This window comes from Virgibacillus kimchii (assembly GCF_055379185.1).
In genome coordinates this window covers 567170-585214 of record NZ_AP043951.1, presented here as the reverse complement: position 1 = coordinate 585214, position 18045 = coordinate 567170, and the positions used below count along the sequence as shown (strand labels likewise).

The window sequence follows — 18045 nt, the reverse complement described above, 5'->3', positions numbered from 1 at the left end:
CCTACTCTCTTATTATCTGAATCCGGTCCAGCGGCCAATAGATTAAATTTGTTTTTCCTACTATCTCATCTGTCGGCACGACCCCGATGGATCTGCTGTCCGTAGAATTGGCTCTGTTATCCCCCATTACGAAAACATGATCTTCAGGTATTACTTCATGCTCTCCAGGCAGTTGCTGCAATGTAAAATCATTCGTAAATTGAAAAGGTACTACTCTCTCTTTTATTTCTGCTAAAAATGGCTCTTCCACTTCTTCCCCGTCAATATACAAAATATTATCCCGTACTTCCACATGTTCCCCGGGCAAGCCGATAATTCGTTTAATAAAATCTTTTTGGACAGAAGCATGAAAAACAACGATATCAAAGCGTTCCGGTTCACTTATGTTGTATGCAAACTTATTTACAATCATTTGATCTCCATCATGCAATGTTGGGAGCATTGATGGTCCTTCCACCACAATGGGGGCAAAAAAGAACATCCGGACAATTAACGCCAGTCCAAGCGCTAACAACAATGCTTTTACCCAATCCAACCATTCACTTTCCCGTTTAACCATGTTGTTTCCCCCGTATACGTAAATCATCCTGTCATTATTTTAAGACAGTTCCATGTTTCCATTCAACTATATTGGCGTCTAAGACCCACTCCTCACATCAAATTCTTGCGTGCAGGAGGGGAAGGTGACTATGTCTTTAAAAAGAAAAAAGAGCTTGTATTTAATACAAAGCTCCTTTCTCTCCATGATATCTGTTAATTATTGACTTCAGATTTACATACGCTCTTTAATACGTGCTGCTTTTCCACGCAGATTGCGTAAATAATAAAGTTTTGCACGGCGCACAATACCACGGCGGGTTACTTCAATTTTATCAATCCGCGGTGAGTGTACCGGAAATGTACGCTCCACACCTACACCGTAAGAAAGTTTTCTTACCGTAAATGTTTCACTGATGCCACCGCCCTGGCGCTTGATGACAACACCTTCAAACACCTGAATACGTTCGCGTGAACCTTCCACAACTTTCACGTGAACCTTCACAGTATCACCAGCACGAAATTCGGGATGGTCTGTACGAAGCTGATCCTTCGTAACCTCTTCTATTAACTTTTGCACAGTCGTTCACTCCTTCCAAACTAATGTTCTTATCTAAAATGACAGCGGAACATCGTTTATACGACTTAAAGCAGTACTTTAAGCACAACAATAAATATACCATAATGAAGCTGATTCTTCAACGGTTTGTTAATAGTTTTTTTTTGACCTCTTCCAATAACTTTCTTTCTTCGGTATCCATCTCCAATTCACCTAATAATTCAGGGCGGCGCTGCCAAGTTCTTTTCAGTGACTCTCTCTTTCTCCAACATTCTATCTTTGCATGATTCCCGGATAGTAAAACGTCGGGTACTTTCATTCCCTGGAACTCCGCAGGGCGTGTATAGTGCGGATGTTCCAATAATCCGGAAGAAAACGAATCCTCTTTTGCCGATTTCTCGTTACCAAGTGCATCCGGCAACAGCCTGACTACGCTGTCGATGACAACCATGGCCCCCAGCTCTCCTCCGGTTAAAATATAGTCACCGATGGAGATTTCGTCTGTCACGAGATGCTCCCTGATCCGTTCATCATAGCCCTCATAATGACCGCATATAAATATCAGATGCTCTTCCTCTGCCAGTTCTTCTGCTTTTTTTTGCTTATATGGCTCCCCCTGGGGAGTCATTAAAATAATTTTCGGCTTTGTTGTCTTATTCTCTGTAATGGATGCCACTGCGTCAAAGAGCGGTTGCGGGGTTAAGACCATTCCCGCTCCCCCTCCGTATGGATAATCATCCACTTTGTTATGTTTATCAGTGGAATAATCACGAAAATTAACGAACCGATAACTGAACTTTTCCTTCTCATGTGCCTTTTTTAAAATAGAGGATTGAAATAAACCCGAAATCATTTCTGGAAAAAGTGTTAAAACATCAATATGCATTAATCCAACAGTCCTTCCATTGGTTCGATAATAATTTTCCGGGATTGTGTATGTACTTCCTTGACGACTTCTTCGATGTAAGGGATGAGCACTTCTTTTCCCTGCGGCCTCTTCACTACCCATACATCATTTGCACCGGGGGAGAGTATTTCTATGACGGTTCCTATTTTTTCTTCACTAACCGTATAAACATGACATCCAATAATTTCATGGTAGTAAAATTCATTCGCATCCAGTTCGGTAAGCTGGTCTTCTTCAATGGTTAAATATGTCCCTTTCAGGTGTTCTATATCGTTAATGTTATTCATGTTTTGGAATTTAAGCAGATCGAAACCTTTATGATGGCGATGGCTTTCAATAGTCAGCTGAATGGGGGGCTCGTTTTTTCCTGCAGTGTATACGGTGTTTCCCGGTTTAAAGCGCTCTTCAAAATCTGTAATTCGGACTACCTTGACTTCACCGTGTATTCCGTGGGTATTTACAATCTTTCCAATGTTAAACATTCGATTATTCATTATTTCACCTGCCATTAATCAATTCGGATCACAACATCATCTTTAATTACGATGGCACCCTCGGTCATAATTTCTTTCCAATCAGAACCAACAGAAACGTCCACTAAGGCGTCCACCTCTTTTTCAATTATTTCACTTCCCATCTCCAGCATTTCCAATTGCTCCATTTTAAAATCAGCAAGTTTTATTTTCTCTTTGCGCCTATTAATTTCCTGTTGAAATCGACGACCCACTTCCGGCTTGGACGCAGCTGATTTGTTTTGCAGCTTTCTCTTTTCAAACAGCAGTTGTTGGCACTCCTGTTCCAGCCGCATTTTATGGTTATGAAATTTCTCTTTTAATTTTTGCTTGCTCTTCTCAGTGATAATTTGTTTAATGACAACCTTTTTTATTATCTTCATCTTACTTCCTCACTCTCAATAGCCTCTTTATATAGAGCGGATCAAATTGCTGCTATTCCCCGGGATGCGCAAAAGGGAAAGGCGAATCCCTTTCCCTTTTACATAATATCCAAATAAATACGTTTTTTTTCATCCGACTTTGCCGCATAGACAACAGTACGGATTGCCTTGGCAATTCGACCGTTTTTGCCAATGACTTTCCCCACATCTTCCTGGTTTACTGTCAGATGATAAACAATTTTTGATTCTTCTTCTTTTTCATCAACAACAATATCTTCCGGGTGATCAACTAATGAAGTGACAATGGTTTCAATTAAGGCTTTCATGTTATCACTCTACTTTTTTACTTAGTTTTTTGCTCGTGGAATTTCTCCATGATACCTTGTTTTGAAAACAGATTTCTTACAGTATCACTCGGTTTGGCACCATTTTTCATCCAATCAAGTGCTTTTTCTTCATCTATTTTAACTTCAATCGGATTTACTACAGGATTATAAGTTCCAATCTGTTCAATAGAACGGCCATCACGCGGAGCGCGGGAATCCGCAACTACAATTCGATAGAAAGGGTTTCTTTTGGATCCCATACGTTTCAAACGGATTTTAACTGCCATTTTCTTACACCTCCAATAATTTATATTTCTTGAGAAAGCTGAAGCCTTTAAAAGGCTCCTGACCTTTAGCTTGACAGTGTAGTTGTACTTTTTTATCTGCCATTTTTAGATTCTAACAGAAACCGGGAAGTCTGTAAAGTGTTTTTCCATTACAACCTTATGGACCCGTTACAATTGTTGGATCTGCTTGCAAATAATTACTCTGTTCCTACATAAACGGCAGGTTCATCCCTTTGCCTTTTTTGCCTTTTTGCATGTTTGTCATCTGTTTCATCATTTTTTTCATTTCGTCAAATTGTTTTAATAATCGATTGACCTGTGAAACGGAGGTTCCCGAACCTTTCGCAATCCGCTTTTTGCGGCTGGCATTCATAATACTCGGGTCCTGCCTTTCTTTCTTTGTCATGGATTGAATGATCGCCTCAACGTGAACGAGCTGTTTTTCATCAATTTGGGCATTTTTCAGCCCTTTCATTTTATTTGCACCAGGAATCATTGCCATTAAATCATCCAAAGGCCCCATATTTTTTACCTGACCCATTTGCTCGAGAAAATCATCAAACGTAAACGACATGGTACGCATTTTTTCTTCCAGTTCTTTTGCTTTTTTCTCATCTACATTTGTCTGTGCTTTTTCAATTAATGAGAGCACGTCTCCCATGCCCAGAATTCTTGATGCCATTCTTTCGGGATGAAATGCTTCCAGCTGATCCAGTTTTTCACCCATCCCTGCAAATTTAATTGGTTTGTCCGTAACAGCTTTGATGGATAATGCCGCGCCGCCCCGTGTATCACCGTCAAGCTTGGTTAGTACCACCCCGGTGATGTCCAGCTGTTCATTGAAGCTCTCGGCAACGTTAACCGCATCCTGCCCTGTCATTGCATCGACAACGAGGAAGATTTCGTGCGGATTCACTTTGTCTTTCAATTGTCCCAATTCATCCATTAACTCATCATCAAGGTGCAGCCGGCCTGCAGTATCAATGATGACATAATCATGATGCTCTTCCTTTGCTCTCTCCAATGCTTTTTCAGCAATCTCCACGGGACTGGCTTCAGTACCCATGGAAAAAACGGGCATACTAAGCTGCTGACCCAGCGTCTCCAGCTGTTTAATTGCAGCGGGACGGTAAACATCGCAGGCAACAAGAAGGGGAGAACGGTTATATTTCTTCCTAAGCAGGTTGGCAAGTTTGCCGGTAGTTGTCGTTTTACCTGCACCTTGAAGCCCCGCCATCATAATGACGGTCGGAGGACGATCGGCTGTGGCTATTTTGCTCTGCTCCCCGCCCATCAGTTCCGTCAATTCTTCCTTCACTACTTTAATCACCTGCTGGCCGGGAGTAAGGCTTTCCATTACTTCCTGCCCAACAGCACGTTCCTTAATACGCTTTATTAAATCCTTTACTACTTTAAAATTTACATCGGCTTCAAGTAATGCAAGCCGGACTTCCCTGGTCATTTCCTTTACATCCTGCTCAGAAACCTTGCCCTTGCCGGTAATTTTCTTAATTGTTCCCTGCAGGCGTTCGGCTAATCCTTCAAATGCCATAGAAGGTTCCCCCTAATCCAATTCTTTTAATTGCTTCATTTTATCCAATACAGCACGGTCCTCTTTTTGCAGTAATTCTTCCAACTGTTCAATGATTGTGGATCGCTGCTGAAACTTTTTATATAAATGCAGCTTTTTCTCATAATCTTCAAGCATAGCTTCCGTTCTTTTAATATTATCGTATACCGCTTGCCTGGACACGTCCAGCAGTTCTGATATTTCACCCAATGAATAATCCTCTAAATAATAAAGCTCCATATAATTTCGTTGTTTGGGTGTAAGCAATGTTTGATAGAAATCAAACAAATAATTCAATCTCGTTGTTTTTCCGAGCAATTCATACACCCCTTGTTAAGTGAAATTACTTTACGTCTGATTCTAAAGATAAGATGTACCTTTGTCAAGCAACCCTCCTACTCTTCTTCTTCCAGCATATCCGCAAAGAGTCCATACACAAAAGCATGGGCATCAAATTGCTGCAGATCGGTAAGTTTTTCTCCAAGACCTGCATACTTAACAGGAATATTCAATTCGTTTCGGATAGCGAGTACAATTCCCCCTTTTGCAGAACCATCCAGTTTCGTCAATACAATCCCGGAAACATTTGTAGCCTCGGAAAAAGTCTTTGCTTGATTTAAGGCATTCTGACCGGTTGTCGCATCCAGAACAAGCAGCACTTCATGGGGCGCGCCCGGAATTTCTCTTTCAATGACACGTTTTACTTTTGCAAGCTCATTCATCAAATTTACTTTATTTTGCAGTCGTCCTGCTGTATCACAGATTAATACATCTGCTTCCCGGGACTTTGCAGCTTTTATTCCATCAAAGATAACTGCAGCCGGATCACTGCCGGCACTCTGTTTAATCACGTCTACTCCTGCTCTTTCTCCCCATATTTCCAGTTGTTCGATCGCACCGGCACGGAAAGTATCGCCGGCTGCCAGCATCACATCCTTGCCCTGTTGTTTTAACTGGTATGCAAGTTTTCCAATCGATGTGGTCTTTCCTACACCATTTACGCCGACAACAAGGATGACAGAAAGTCCGCTATCCTGGATATTTAATTGTTCAATTTCCTCATCGTCATCTCCATAATATATTTCCACCAATTTTTCCGAAATGACTTCCTTCACTTCTTTAGTATCCTTTATATTTTGCCGTTTCACTTCCATTTTCAGTTCATCAATTAAGTCCATGACGGTCATGACACCGACATCCGCTGTAATGAGCACTTCTTCCAGCTCTTCAAAAAAATCTTCATCGACTTTCCGGTAACGGGCAATTAAATCATTTATTTTTCCGGAGAATGAACTTCTGGTCTTTTTCATTCCTTCTTTATATTTTTCCGATACTTCCTCCGTTTCCTGATTTTGCTTAAATCTATTCTTTAACTTATCCATAAAACCCATAATTATCTTCTCCTTATCAACCTATTAATTCTTTCGTATCTTCCAGCCTCACGGATACAAGACGGGAAACACCGGCCTCCTGCATCGTAACCCCGTATAATACGTCTGCTTCTTCCATTGTTCCTTTTCTGTGTGTAATTACAATAAATTGGGTGTCTTCACTATGATATTTGACGTATTCCGCAAACCGTGCGACGTTTGCTTCATCAAGTGCTGCTTCCACCTCATCCAACACACAGAATGGAACCGGCCGCACACGCAGTATCGAAAACAGCAATGCTATGGCAGTCAATGCCCGTTCCCCGCCGGATAGAAGTCCAAGATGCTGCAGTTTTTTGCCGGGGGGCTGTGCAATTATTTCCACACCGGTATCCAACAGATTCGAAGGTTCGGTTAACTTTAACTCGGCATGTCCGCCGCCGAACAGCTGGTAAAATACCTTTTTAAACTCTTCTTTAATCTTTGTAAATGTCTCACCAAAACGCTTTTCCATTTCTTCATCCATTTCAGCAATAATAGCATACAATGTTTCTTTTGCTTCCACTAAATCCGTTTTTTGCTCAATTAAAAAGGACAGCCTTTCTTTAATTCGCTCATATTCATCCATTGCACCCAAATTAACAGTGCCCAATTGTTCTATCCTTTGTTTCAGGTCTGTAACCCTGGATTTACTATTTTCTATATCTTCTGCTTTTGCGTAAGTTTTCTGTGCTCTTTCAAACGTAATGGTATATTCGGTTTGCAAGTGGGACAAACGGTTTTCCAGATCAACGTCAAGACGGTTCGCCTTTACTTCTTTTTGCTGAATCTTCTTCTGGAAAGCCTGATGATTCCTGTTTTCTTCTTTTAATTCCCTTTCCTGATCCTGCATTCGCTGCGTTCGTTCTGCCCGCTCGGAGCGCTTCTCCTGAACGGAATACGTTAATTCTTCCTTTTCTTTCTTCTTCGTGGAAATTCTTTTTTCTATAGCTTCGATTGATTCCTCTTTTTCATGTATTGCCCTAAGTTCTTCCAAGTCTGAAGTATATTGTTGATATTGCTTATTTAATTCATCCAGCTGGGATTTATTTGTATCTGTTTTTTCCTTCTGAGCTTTTAATCTTTCATCCAGCTCGGCAAGTGTTACTTGTTCTTTGTGAAAATCCTGCTGCATTTGTTCATAATTCTTTTTAAACGTTTGTTCCTGACTGGTCAGACGATCTATATTTTTTTCTATGGAACCCAATGTTTGTTTCATTTCTTCCAGGCTGTCTGATAATACTTTCTCTCTGCCTGTTAATTGTTTGCTTTCTTCTTCAAACTGGTTTTTTTCCTGTTCATATAATCGAATATTTTCAAGCAAGGATTCCTTTTTCATCCTTATGTCTGCATATTCTGAGCGCACTTCCTGTAATTCCTGTTCCAGTGCAGGAACATCAGCCTCTTCCACGTGGAGAGAATGTTCCAATTCGGTTATTTTTGTCTTTCTTGTTTTCAGCTTTTCTTCAAAGGATTGAATTTTGTGCTTGTACTCCGCCAGTTTCTCTGTGATTTCCGCCAGATCCTTTTCCCGTGTAAAGAGGGATGATTGATTTGATTTTTTCCTGGCTCCACCGCTCATTGCGCCTCCAGGACTTACGACATCACCATCCAGGGTAACAATCCGATATTTACGCATTACTATTTTAGCAATGTGATTTGCATCTTTGAGTGTGCTTGCAATAATTACGTTGCCGGCCAGGTGGTTAATTGCCTTTTGATATAATCCATCCGTTTGAATCAGCTGGGAAGCAATTCCTATAAAACCCGGAATCTCCTTCAATTTGGTGAGGGTTTGCTTTGGGACACCCCGCTCCTGAAGGGAAGCAAGCGGAAGAAAGGTCGCTCTGCCGTTATTCGTTTTTTTCAACCAGGCTATGGCCTGTCTCGCAGTTTCATCATTATTTACAATAATATGCTGTGCCTGCCCTCCCAGTGTCGTTTCAATTGCCGAGAGATATGGTTTGGGAATATCGATCAGTTCAATAACTGCTCCATAAATATTTTCCAGCTGTCTTTCATCTCTTGCCCTCAAAACTGCTTTAACTCCCTGAAAATATCCCTGAAAGTCATCTTTTAATTCTTTTAACATTTCTTTTCTCGCACTCAATTTTTCAATATACTGATAGCCTTCATACAATTTTTTCTGGGAGGTTTGATATAATTGTTTCTTTTCCTCCAGCTCCTCTCTTAATTTCTTAATATGTGATTCCTTCTTTGCAAGAAGCTTGTGCTGCTTTTCCTCCCGTTCTTTTACATTAGTTTCTTTACTTGTTACATTTTCTTTCAATAAACGCAGCTCGTGAACTTTCTTCGTTTGCCTGTCTTTTTTGGTTTTCATCTGGTCTATTTGCTGTTTTATGGATTGTTTTTCATTCCGCATTGCTGCCTGTTCATTCAACTTTTCAATATATTCACTTTTTAAGTTCTCAATTTCTCCCGAGATCTCATCTTCTTTCAATGAGAGCAGTTTTTCAAATTCCAGTACTTTTTTTTGGGATTCGTCCCTGGCATCCTGAAGATGACTAAGTTTTTGATTCTCTTCCCGGACTACTTTCTTGAGATTTTCTATTTTTTCGGCACTTTCCCGCTTCTGTGCCTCCAGTTTATCTCTGTTTTCGGAATTATGCTTTGTCCGCTCATGAAACAGGTTTTTCCGCCCCTCTGATTTTTCAAGTTCCTCTGTCACGGTTACCAGTTCAGACTGAAGAGCTGCAATTTCATCATCCAGTTTCTGTATCTCATTCCGTTCATTTTCCAACTCGGCATCTTTTCTTTGGATCTTTGATTTCAGATCCGTTTCTTTCATTTTTTCTTCTTGCAGCTCATTCAGGAGGGTTTGCCAAGCATCATGAAGCAATTCAATTTCAGCAATGAGAAGTGAAATTTCCTGTTGTTTTAATTGATCTTTTAAATCCAGATATTTTGCCGCTGTTTCCGCCTGCTGTTCCAGCGGTACTCTTTGCTGTTCTATTTCATAAATGATATCTTCCACCCGGTTTAGATTTTCCTGGGTTTCTTCCAATTTATATTCTGCTTTCTTTTTTCTTTGTTTATATTTCAGAACACCGGCAGCTTCTTCAAAAATCATCCTCCGCTCTTCCGCCTTGGAGCTTAATATTTCTTCGACTTTTCCCTGACTGATAATGGAAAAAGCCTCCCTGCCCAAACCGGAATCCATAAACAAATCGATAATATCTTTTAGCCGGCAAGCCTGTTTGTTTATAAAAAATTCACTTTCGCCCGAACGGTAGACCCTTCTAGTTACACTTACTTCTGAATAATCCACAGCTAAATTTCTGTCCTCGTTGTCAAGTGTCAATGTAACTTCAGCCACGTTTAACGGCTTTCTTGAATCACTTCCCTGGAAAATAATATCTTCCATTTTTGAGCCCCGAAGCGATTTTGCCGACTGCTCTCCAAGCACCCAGCGAATGGCATCCGTAATATTGCTTTTACCGCTGCCATTGGGACCTACCACCGCAGTAACTCCCGGCACAAAATCCACCCTTATGCGTTCAGCAAAAGATTTAAATCCAACACTTTCCAATTGTTTAAGATACATATTCATTCTCCTACTGGGAAAACCAAATCTAGTTCTATTATCGTTTTCATTCTCTGTATGTACTGCTTCATTTTATCATAAAGTGCATAAAGGCGTATAGACCACTCACAGACAAATGGAAATTGATCATGCTTTATTCACGCTAATATTCAACTTGAGGAAAAATCCTGGCTGTATGATTTCATAAATATTCATTTTACTATAGGGGAAGAAAGAAATTTATGCTATGATAACTATAAGTAATATTAATAGGTTTAATGTAAAAAAATGAGGTGCTAAAATGAATTTGGAACAGCCTACCGAACAAAATATGAAAATAATTCTGGATGAATTAGCTGAACGGCTGGGAGTAGCCAACCGTTCCCTGTTGGATCCGGAAGATTATGATCTTGAGAAATATGATCAATTAAAACTCATGTATGACATGGTTATAAATAAAGGAAACTTAAGCGCTTCGGAGACACAGGCATTTATTGAGGAATTGCGTGGTGTACGAAAATAAGGCTCGTCAGGTAAACTTGGCTTTGACGATAAGCATAGCTCCTTTATGCTCCAAAAAACAGCAAACCATCCCGTACTTGCTAAGATTCAATACTTGGGATGGTTTCTGCCTGTAAAAATGCTATAACTTCGCTACTCACGTAAAGTCATAATGGTCCAGCGCAATTTTTGCAGCCCGCTGTTCTGCTTCTTTTTTTGTCCGCCCCTCCCCTGAACCGGAGACCCTGTCTTTAACCATAACCTGGGCAACAAACGATCGATCATGTGCCGGACCTTTTTCCTCGATAATACGGTATTCAACGGACTGATTCGTGTTCTGCTGCACCAGTTCCTGCAGCTGTGTTTTATAATCCATCTCATGCGAAAAAGCACCGTCAGTTATTTTGGGAAATACATGTACTTCAAGAAATTCAAGAGCTTTGTTAAAGCCTTGATCCAAATATATGGCTCCGAGAAAAGCTTCAAAAACGTCCGCCAATAAAGCCGGCCGGTTTCGCCCCCCAGTCTGTTCCTCCCCTTTTCCAAGCAAAACATATCTTTCAAAATGAAGAGAGAGGGCAAAATTATATAGGGATGGCTCACATACGATGGCTGCCCGCAATTTCGTCAATTTCCCTTCAGACATATTTTTGTGTTTTCGGTACAGAAATTGGGATACCCCTAATTCCAGTACGGCATCCCCTAAAAATTCCAGACGCTCATTATCTGAAAACAACTCACTGCGATGCTCATTCACATAAGATGAATGGGTGAAAGCCTGTCTGATTATTTCATGATTATTAAATTTCATATCAAGCTCGTTCTCCAATTGATCCATGTTCATTATTACTCACCTCCAGACGGCAAAGAAATAGAAAGTCCCGCTGTTATGCGAGACTTTTGGCAGTTATCCCTGGGTGCTGTTTATGTAATCAACAGCGTCACCCACTGTATTAATTTTTTCTGCTTCTTCATCAGCAATTTCCATATCAAATTCGTCTTCCAGTTCCATGACAAGCTCCACTACGTCTAAGGAATCAGCCTCCAGGTCATCCTTAAAAGACGCTTCCAATGTCACTTTTGATTCATCAACATCAAGACGATCTACAATAATAGCTTTTACACGCTCAAACACATCATCTGCCATTCCATTCACCTCCCTTCAAGTAATATAAACTTTTTATGGATATGATACAAGCCATAAATGTAACATGCTTGCATTCCTCACATTACCATACCGCCATCAATGTGTATCGTTTGCCCGGTAATATAATCTGCATCACTGGATGCAAGGAAGCGAACTGTTTTGGCGACATCCTCCGGTTCACCAAATTTATCCAACGGGATCATGGCCAGCATACCCTGCTGCTGTTCCTCTGACAAAGCATCTGTCATATCTGTGGAGATGAATCCCGGCGCGACTGCATTGACATGAATATTACGGGTGGCAAATTCTTTTGCCGTTGTCTTTGTCAATCCGATGACACCCGACTTTGCCGCCACATAATTCGCTTGTCCCGGGTTCCCGCTGACACCGACGATGGAAGACACATTTACAATCTTCCCTGCCCGTTGTTTCATCATGTATCTCGCTGCAGCTTTTGTGCACAAAAATACACCTTTCAGGTTTGTATTAATAACGTGGTCAAATTCTTCCTCTTTCATTCTCATGATTAAGTTATCTTTATTTGCCCCGGCATTGTTTACAAGAATATCCAATGACCCAAATTCATTAACCACCTCTTTGATCATTGCTTTTACATCTGCTTCATTAGACACATCTGCCTGAATTTTAAATGCATGGACACCCAATTGCTTTATTTCGTCCACTACTTCCTGTGCTTTATCTTTACTTCCGGCATAATTAACAGCAACATTTGCACCCTGTTTTGCCAGTTCCAATGCGATGGCCCTGCCAATGCCGCGTGATGAACCGGTAACTAGTGCATTTTTTTCTTTCAGCATCAATTTTCCTCCTTATACCAAGTTAAGAAATCGTTCAAGGAATCTGCATCCTGGATAGCAAAGGTTTTGGTTCTCCTGTGAATTTTCTTTACGAGCCCGCTTAATACTTTGCCGTTTCCAACTTCTACAAATGCGTCCACTCCGCTTTCCATCATGTTTCGAATAGACGCTTCAAATCGAACGGGAGAATATAATTGTTTTATCAATAAATCCTTTATTTCTTTCCGGCCCGTAACAGGTTGTGCGGAAACATTGGCATATACAGGTATGGTAGCATCTTTAATCGTCACTTCATCCAGATGTTTGGCAAAAGCATTATTTGCGGATTTCATTAATCTGGAATGAAAGGGACCGCTTACGTTTAGCGGAAGTACACGTTTTGCACCGGCTTCTTTTAATAAAACCGCGGCCTCTTCCACCCCTTCTTTTGCTCCGGATATGACAATTTGTCCCGGACAATTGATGTTGGCCAGATCAACAGCACCCTTATCCACCTTTGCAATTACCTCTTCAATTTCCTCCTGTTTCATCCCCAAAACAGCTGCCATCGTCCCCTGTCCTTTAGGAAAAGCCTCTTCCATCAGTCTCCCTCTTGCTGCAACTAATGGTAACGCTTCCTCCAGGGAAATAGATCCTGCAGCCACCAATGCGCTATATTCACCAAGACTGTGGCCAATTGTCATCACAGGCTTTACGCCTTCTTTTATTAACAATTTATGTACGGCTATACTCGAGAGCAGTAATGCCGGCTGTGCATTTTCAGTCTCTGTCAATAAATCAGCCGGCCCTTCAAACATTAATTTGGTAATATCCTTATCCAACAGCCGGTTTGCTTCATTATATATTGCCTTCACGCTCTCATCCTGATCGTAAAAACTCTTCCCCATGCCCGGTTCCTGGGAACCTTGCCCCGGAAACATAAAAGCTAATTTTTTCATTCATTTCCCTCCAATTCCAATTTTTCCACCGTCTCCCGGATAGTTTCTGTTACATCATATTCAACCATATGCGAAGCCTGCCTGATCGCATTATATATTGCTCTTCTGTTGGAGGAACCATGGGCTTTGATCACCGGTGCTGCCAAACCAAACAGTCCTGCACCCCCATACTCCGAATAATCCAATTTATTCTTCAAAGACTTCAAATCATTTTTCACCATGCCAGCTGCAATCTTTGTCTTTAATGAAGATGTAAAAGTCTCTTTCAATAAGGAAAACATAGTAGCCGCCGTGCCTTCAATGGTTTTTAATGCTATATTTCCACTGAATCCATCCGTGACAACAACATCTGCCGCACCGTCAAACAAATCCCTTGCTTCCACATTGCCAATAAAATGAATCGGTGCATTTTTCATAAGTGAGAATGCTTTTTTCGTTAACTCACTTCCCTTCCCGTCTTCCGTCCCAACATTCAGAAGCCCGACAGTCGGGTTGGCAATAGACCTCACTTTTTCGGTATAAATGGAACCCATTAATCCATATTGAAGTAAATGGCTGGCTTTTGCATCCACGTTCGCCCCTACATCCAGAAGCAGAAAACCCTTACCGTCCACAGTAGGGAGTGTGGGACTTAATGCAGGACGTTCGATCCCTTTTATTCTTCCAACCACAAAAAGACCGGCACTCATTAAAGCTCCCGTATTTCCGGCTGAAATACATGCATCCACCTTTTTTTCTTTCACAGCCTGTGCCATTAAAACAAGAGAGGAATTCTTTTTCCGCCTGACTGCACGTACCGGTTCATCGTCTGCTGTGATCAATTCATCGGTATGGACAATATCCAGACCTTTCGTATCTTCCACATATTTTTTTATTTGACTTTCATCTCCATATAAAGTGATATGTAAATCTTTCATTTCGGCGATGGCATCCACCGCACCCAATACAATTTCCTTTGGGGCATGGTCCCCTCCCATAGCATCTATTGCTAATCTCATTTAACCTGCTCCTTTTTCTGTTCATTGGACTGGTACATTTGGAACACCCCTGTAAACACTTTTTCATGGTCCACAAAGCTGTTTACTTCAACCATCGTCAGCCCTTTTTCGTTTTGCCCTTTCACTGAGGCTTTTGCAACGACTCTTTCCCCTTCTGTTACCTGCCTTGTAAATTTAAGCTCTGATTTCACCGTTAAAGCCAGTTCATCGTTAATGACAGCTACAGCCAGCGAATTAGCCTGGGCGAACAAATGATGTCCACGGGCAATTTTATTACGTGAAAAAACATGTTCTTTACCAATGTCCAAAATGGAAATGGCCCGCTTGTCCAGTTCCAAATCAATAATCTCCCCGATAACTTCTTCCAATGGCAAAGCTTTTACCGTCTCATTCCATTGGTTCGTCGCTACTGATTTAATTCTTTGCCGTAATTCTGGAATGGATAGTTCCATTCTGTCCAGACGAATGGTTTGAATGCTTACTTCAAACTTCTCAGCGAGCTCTTCATCTGTGATAAAAGGCGTCTCTTCAATGGTAGATCTTAATAAACGCTGACGTTCTGCTTTTGTTCTTTTCATTACAGACACCATCCGATTGATATTCTGTTTTAGCACTAGGTACTAATAGTAATATATAATACCGCTTTTATTAATGCAAGTCTCTCTAATCCAATTTTTCTGTGTGGGACACTTCACTTTCTATGACCCGATGTAATGAGCGGAAATCCGGATCTTCTTCAAGCAGGTTCTTCTCAATGATTTCTTCTGCATCCTTCCGGGCCTGCTCCAATGCACGATAATCATGAATCATATCGGCAACTTTAAATTCGGGAATACCGCTTTGTTTTTTTCCAAAAAAATCCCCGGGCCCTCTCAGCTGCAAATCTTTTTCGGCAAGTTCAAAACCATTATTGGTTTCTGTCATAATGCGCATCCGCTCTTTGCCCACTTCCCCTTTTGGATCTGATATTAAAATACAGTAACTCTTTTGATCTCCTCTTCCCACTCTTCCTCTCAGCTGATGCAGCTGGGCCAGGCCAAACCGGTCTGCATCATAAATAACCATCACCGTTGCGTTGGGTACATTGACTCCTACTTCCACCACTGTGGTAGATACAAGAATTTGGATTTTGTTTTCCGCAAATTGCTTCATAATCGCATCTTTTTCTTCTGCCGGCAATCTTCCGTGCATCAGACCCACTTTTGTTTTGGATTGATAGTAATCTGTGAGCTGATCATATAATTCGACAGCATTTTGAATATCCAGTTTATCTGATTCCTCAATCAAAGGACAAATTACATAAGCCTGTTCATTGTTTGCCAATCGTTTTTCTATGAAGTCCAATACTCTTTCAAGCATGTTCTCTTTCACCCAATAAGTATCAATTGCTTTTCTCCCTGCAGGCATTTCATCAATAACGGAAACATCCATATCTCCAAAGGCGGTAATTGCCAAAGTCCTTGGAATAGGGGTCGCAGTCATAAATAATACGTCCGGGTCCAAACCTTTATCCCTTAATACTCTTCTCTGATTCACACCAAATCGGTGTTGCTCATCCACGATTACCATGCCTAAGTCATTGAAATAGACGTCTTCCTGGATGAGAGCATGAGTGCCTATAATGATGTCTACATCGTGATTCTCCAATTTCTCCAATATTTCTTTTCTTTTTTTTCCTTTAGTAGAACCGGTTAACAATGCCACTTTCGCATTTTCTGCAAATAGCTCCGACAGGCTCTGAAAATGCTGTTCTGCAAGAATTTCCGTCGGTACCATCAAAGCCCCCTGCTTCCCTGCCGTTACTGCAGCATAAAGACAAATAGCGGCTACAGCCGTTTTTCCCGACCCCACATCTCCCTGGAGCAGCCGGTTCATTCTGTAAGGTGATTCCATATCATTTAAAATTTGTGTTAATGCTTTATTTTGTGCCGTGGTTAAACGGAATGGGAAGTTGCCGATGAATGCTTTTGTTTTCTCAGCATCGTACAGCTGCGCATTTCCTCTTGTCTGTTCCCTATTTCGCTTTTTCAACATTTGCATTTTTAACTGAAAGAGTAAAAACTCTTCATAAATAAATCTTCTCCTGGCGTGTTTCAGATATGTTCTGTCCGGAGGAAAGTGCATGATCTTTAAGGTATCCTGTCGATTTGGAAGTTTATATGCATTTAAATAGTAAGGTGGAAGCAGTTCTTTTATTGCTTTTTCATATTGGGTAATTGCATTCTTGATTACCTTTTTTAATTTGACGTTCGTGATATTACCCTTGACCGAATAAACAGGGTTAATTGTTTTATCGTTTTCCGCTGCACCTTTTTTATAATGGCTTACTGTGATTTGCAATCTGTGGGCATCCCATTTTCCCGTCAATGTAAATATATCATCCCTGCGAATTTGCTTTTTGGCAAAAGCACGATTGAACATAACTGCTTTCACAGCTATATTTTCGACTTCCAATGTAAAGGTTAACCGTGATTTTTTTCTCCCGTAAAAAGTAAGGGAAGGTTCTGACACTACCCTTCCCTCAATGGTTACTTTATCATCATGAATTAATTCACTAAGTGGCTTTATTTCATACACATCATATTTATAAGGAAAATAATGCAATAAATCATCTACTGAATATACATTTATTGAAGCTAGATCTTCAGCAAACTTTTCTCCTACTCCTTTAACTGTTGACACTGTATTATTCAGCAATCCGATCCCTCATTTCTACACAGTCATCCCAAAAATCTTTTCTTTAAGCAGCCGGCCTGTTGGTGTATCGGCAAGCCCGCCTTCTCCTGTTTCACGCAGACTTGAAGGCATTTGTTTTCCGATCCGGTACATGGCTCCAATAACTTCATCACAAGGAATCCGGCTTGTAACTCCCGCAAGTGCCAGGTCTGCAGAAACAATGGCCAATGATGAACCTGCAGCGTTTCGTTTTACACAAGGAACTTCCACCAAACCTGCAACTGGATCACATACCAATCCAAGCATATTTTTTAGTGTAATGGCAAATGCTTCTGCTGATTGCTGCGGTGTGCCGCCTGCCATTTCCACAATGGCAGCCGAAGCCATTGCTCCCGCCGAACCGACTTCTGCCTGACACCCACCGGCTGCACCTGATATAAAGGCATTATTAGCTACTACAAATCCAAATGCTCCTGAGGTGAAGAGATAGCGGACCATCTGTTCACGGGTAGGATTCAGCTGGTTTTTCACAGCAAACAATGTACCGGGAACACAGCCTGCACTGCCGGCAGTAGGCGTTGCACAAATGGTACCCATTGCTGCGTTAACTTCATTGGTACCCATTGCTTTACTTACTGCATCAAGCATCAGGTTTCCAGACAACGGCGTGTTTTCCTGCATGTATTTTTGAACTAATACAGCATCTCCACCGGTTAAACCGGTAACTGAGTTTACACCATCCAGTGCATCCTCGATCGCTTTTTCCATCACTTTAAGGTTCTTTTCCATTTCTGCAAATACTTCTTCCCGTGTCTTTTCTTTTACTTCCATTTCCTGTCTTATCATTACTTCAGATATTAATACATTTTCCTTTTCTGCAATGGCTACTAATTCCTCCACTGTTCGAAACATCGGCAAACCCCTTTCTATTTA

General features: G+C 41.1%; 20 protein-coding genes. 1 reads left to right on the top strand and 19 read right to left on the bottom strand.

All coding sequences use genetic code 11. The features are described from left to right. Position 1 precedes the first annotated feature (1 nt). The 11 genes from lepB to smc form a co-directional block, all read right to left on the bottom strand. Positions 2 to 559 (bottom strand): signal peptidase I, encoded by a 558-nt coding sequence (gene lepB, locus ACZ42C_RS02990; RefSeq protein WP_461181071.1) that lies wholly within the window; start codon positions 557 to 559, stop codon positions 2 to 4. A gap of 213 nt (positions 560 to 772) precedes the next feature. Next, positions 773 to 1117 carry a 50S ribosomal protein L19 gene (rplS, locus tag ACZ42C_RS02985; RefSeq protein WP_461181070.1) on the bottom strand — a complete coding sequence of 115 codons (345 nt, stop codon included), beginning with the start codon at positions 1115 to 1117 and terminating at the stop codon, positions 773 to 775. 118 nt (positions 1118 to 1235) lie between these two features. Beyond that, complete coding sequence (gene trmD / locus ACZ42C_RS02980; protein WP_461181069.1) at positions 1236 to 1982, bottom strand: tRNA (guanosine(37)-N1)-methyltransferase TrmD; 747 nt, start codon at positions 1980 to 1982, stop codon at positions 1236 to 1238. Next, positions 1982 to 2497, bottom strand: a complete 516-nt coding sequence (rimM, locus tag ACZ42C_RS02975) for a ribosome maturation factor RimM (RefSeq protein ID WP_461181068.1) — start codon at positions 2495 to 2497, stop codon at positions 1982 to 1984. The genes trmD and rimM overlap by 1 nt, the downstream gene beginning before the upstream one ends. A 14-nt stretch (positions 2498 to 2511) precedes the next feature. Then, entirely contained in the window at positions 2512 to 2898 is a 387-nt protein-coding gene (locus ACZ42C_RS02970; RefSeq protein WP_461181067.1) for a YlqD family protein, read from the bottom strand. A gap of 98 nt (positions 2899 to 2996) precedes the next feature. Continuing rightward, a complete protein-coding gene (locus ACZ42C_RS02965; protein WP_461181066.1) occupies positions 2997 to 3224 on the bottom strand; it encodes a KH domain-containing protein in 228 nt (75 codons plus the stop codon). Between the two features lie 17 nt (positions 3225 to 3241). Continuing rightward, positions 3242 to 3511 carry a 30S ribosomal protein S16 gene (gene rpsP / locus ACZ42C_RS02960; protein WP_461181065.1) on the bottom strand — a complete coding sequence of 90 codons (270 nt, stop codon included), beginning with the start codon at positions 3509 to 3511 and terminating at the stop codon, positions 3242 to 3244. 208 nt (positions 3512 to 3719) lie between these two features. Beyond that, on the bottom strand, positions 3720 to 5063 hold the full coding sequence (gene ffh / locus ACZ42C_RS02955) for a signal recognition particle protein (RefSeq protein ID WP_461181064.1): 1344 nt from the start codon (positions 5061 to 5063) through the stop codon (positions 3720 to 3722). Positions 5064 to 5075: 12 nt separating this feature from the next. Then, the gene (locus tag ACZ42C_RS02950) at positions 5076 to 5399 is read right to left on the bottom strand and encodes a putative DNA-binding protein (RefSeq protein WP_461181063.1); all 324 of its coding nucleotides are present in this window, start codon (positions 5397 to 5399) and stop codon (positions 5076 to 5078) included. Positions 5400 to 5476: 77 nt separating this feature from the next. After that, positions 5477 to 6472, bottom strand: coding sequence for a signal recognition particle-docking protein FtsY (gene ftsY / locus ACZ42C_RS02945; RefSeq protein ID WP_461181062.1), 996 nt, complete (start codon positions 6470 to 6472; stop codon positions 5477 to 5479). A 16-nt stretch (positions 6473 to 6488) separates the two neighbouring features. Continuing rightward, positions 6489 to 10055, bottom strand: coding sequence for a chromosome segregation protein SMC (smc, locus tag ACZ42C_RS02940; protein ID WP_461181061.1), 3567 nt, complete (start codon positions 10053 to 10055; stop codon positions 6489 to 6491). Positions 10056 to 10335: 280 nt separating this feature from the next. Between smc and ACZ42C_RS02935 the strand changes: the two genes are divergently transcribed. Then, entirely contained in the window at positions 10336 to 10557 is a 222-nt protein-coding gene (locus ACZ42C_RS02935) for a DUF1128 domain-containing protein (protein WP_461181060.1), read from the top strand. A gap of 135 nt (positions 10558 to 10692) precedes the next feature. Here the strand turns inward: ACZ42C_RS02935 and rnc are convergent, their stop codons facing one another. The 8 genes from rnc to sdaAA all read right to left on the bottom strand — a co-directional run bounded on the left by rnc (position 10693) and on the right by sdaAA (position 18024). Continuing rightward, positions 10693 to 11379 carry a ribonuclease III gene (rnc, locus tag ACZ42C_RS02930; protein ID WP_461181059.1) on the bottom strand — a complete coding sequence of 229 codons (687 nt, stop codon included), beginning with the start codon at positions 11377 to 11379 and terminating at the stop codon, positions 10693 to 10695. A 63-nt stretch (positions 11380 to 11442) separates the two neighbouring features. Further along, positions 11443 to 11682 carry an acyl carrier protein gene (gene acpP, locus ACZ42C_RS02925; RefSeq protein WP_461181058.1) on the bottom strand — a complete coding sequence of 80 codons (240 nt, stop codon included), beginning with the start codon at positions 11680 to 11682 and terminating at the stop codon, positions 11443 to 11445. A gap of 77 nt (positions 11683 to 11759) precedes the next feature. Next, complete coding sequence (fabG, locus tag ACZ42C_RS02920) at positions 11760 to 12500, bottom strand: 3-oxoacyl-[acyl-carrier-protein] reductase (RefSeq protein WP_461181057.1); 741 nt, start codon at positions 12498 to 12500, stop codon at positions 11760 to 11762. Then, the gene (fabD, locus tag ACZ42C_RS02915; RefSeq protein ID WP_461181056.1) at positions 12500 to 13438 is read right to left on the bottom strand and encodes an ACP S-malonyltransferase; all 939 of its coding nucleotides are present in this window, start codon (positions 13436 to 13438) and stop codon (positions 12500 to 12502) included. Before fabD ends, fabG begins: the two co-directional genes overlap by 1 nt. After that, entirely contained in the window at positions 13435 to 14436 is a 1002-nt protein-coding gene (gene plsX / locus ACZ42C_RS02910; protein WP_461181055.1) for a phosphate acyltransferase PlsX, read from the bottom strand. Before plsX ends, fabD begins: the two co-directional genes overlap by 4 nt. Continuing rightward, positions 14433 to 15014 carry a transcription factor FapR gene (gene fapR, locus ACZ42C_RS02905; RefSeq protein ID WP_461181054.1) on the bottom strand — a complete coding sequence of 194 codons (582 nt, stop codon included), beginning with the start codon at positions 15012 to 15014 and terminating at the stop codon, positions 14433 to 14435. The genes plsX and fapR overlap by 4 nt, the downstream gene beginning before the upstream one ends. Positions 15015 to 15099: 85 nt before the next feature. Next, complete coding sequence (gene recG, locus ACZ42C_RS02900) at positions 15100 to 17133, bottom strand: ATP-dependent DNA helicase RecG (protein WP_461181053.1); 2034 nt, start codon at positions 17131 to 17133, stop codon at positions 15100 to 15102. A 15-nt stretch (positions 17134 to 17148) separates the two neighbouring features. Continuing rightward, positions 17149 to 18024 carry an L-serine ammonia-lyase, iron-sulfur-dependent, subunit alpha gene (gene sdaAA, locus ACZ42C_RS02895; protein ID WP_461181052.1) on the bottom strand — a complete coding sequence of 292 codons (876 nt, stop codon included), beginning with the start codon at positions 18022 to 18024 and terminating at the stop codon, positions 17149 to 17151. Between the last annotated feature and the right edge of the window lie 21 nt (positions 18025 to 18045).

Coding starts and splice junctions, on each gene's coding strand:
- acpP (WP_461181058.1), bottom strand. CDS start 11,682: ATGGCAGATGATGTGTTTGAGCGTGTAAAAGCTATTATTGTAGATCGT.
- trmD (WP_461181069.1), bottom strand. CDS start 1,982: ATGCATATTGATGTTTTAACACTTTTTCCAGAAATGATTTCGGGTTTA.
- ACZ42C_RS02965 (WP_461181066.1), bottom strand. CDS start 3,224: ATGAAAGCCTTAATTGAAACCATTGTCACTTCATTAGTTGATCACCCG.
- fabD (WP_461181056.1), bottom strand. CDS start 13,438: ATGAAAAAATTAGCTTTTATGTTTCCGGGGCAAGGTTCCCAGGAACCG.
- ACZ42C_RS02935 (WP_461181060.1), top strand. CDS start 10,336: ATGAATTTGGAACAGCCTACCGAACAAAATATGAAAATAATTCTGGAT.
- plsX (WP_461181055.1), bottom strand. CDS start 14,436: ATGAGATTAGCAATAGATGCTATGGGAGGGGACCATGCCCCAAAGGAA.
- fabG (WP_461181057.1), bottom strand. CDS start 12,500: ATGCTGAAAGAAAAAAATGCACTAGTTACCGGTTCATCACGCGGCATT.
- lepB (WP_461181071.1), bottom strand. CDS start 559: ATGGTTAAACGGGAAAGTGAATGGTTGGATTGGGTAAAAGCATTGTTG.
- ftsY (WP_461181062.1), bottom strand. CDS start 6,472: ATGGGTTTTATGGATAAGTTAAAGAATAGATTTAAGCAAAATCAGGAA.
- sdaAA (WP_461181052.1), bottom strand. CDS start 18,024: ATGTTTCGAACAGTGGAGGAATTAGTAGCCATTGCAGAAAAGGAAAAT.
- rnc (WP_461181059.1), bottom strand. CDS start 11,379: ATGAACATGGATCAATTGGAGAACGAGCTTGATATGAAATTTAATAAT.
- ffh (WP_461181064.1), bottom strand. CDS start 5,063: ATGGCATTTGAAGGATTAGCCGAACGCCTGCAGGGAACAATTAAGAAA.
- fapR (WP_461181054.1), bottom strand. CDS start 15,014: ATGAAAAGAACAAAAGCAGAACGTCAGCGTTTATTAAGATCTACCATT.
- ACZ42C_RS02970 (WP_461181067.1), bottom strand. CDS start 2,898: ATGAAGATAATAAAAAAGGTTGTCATTAAACAAATTATCACTGAGAAG.
- rpsP (WP_461181065.1), bottom strand. CDS start 3,511: ATGGCAGTTAAAATCCGTTTGAAACGTATGGGATCCAAAAGAAACCCT.
- smc (WP_461181061.1), bottom strand. CDS start 10,055: ATGTATCTTAAACAATTGGAAAGTGTTGGATTTAAATCTTTTGCTGAA.
- rimM (WP_461181068.1), bottom strand. CDS start 2,497: ATGAATAATCGAATGTTTAACATTGGAAAGATTGTAAATACCCACGGA.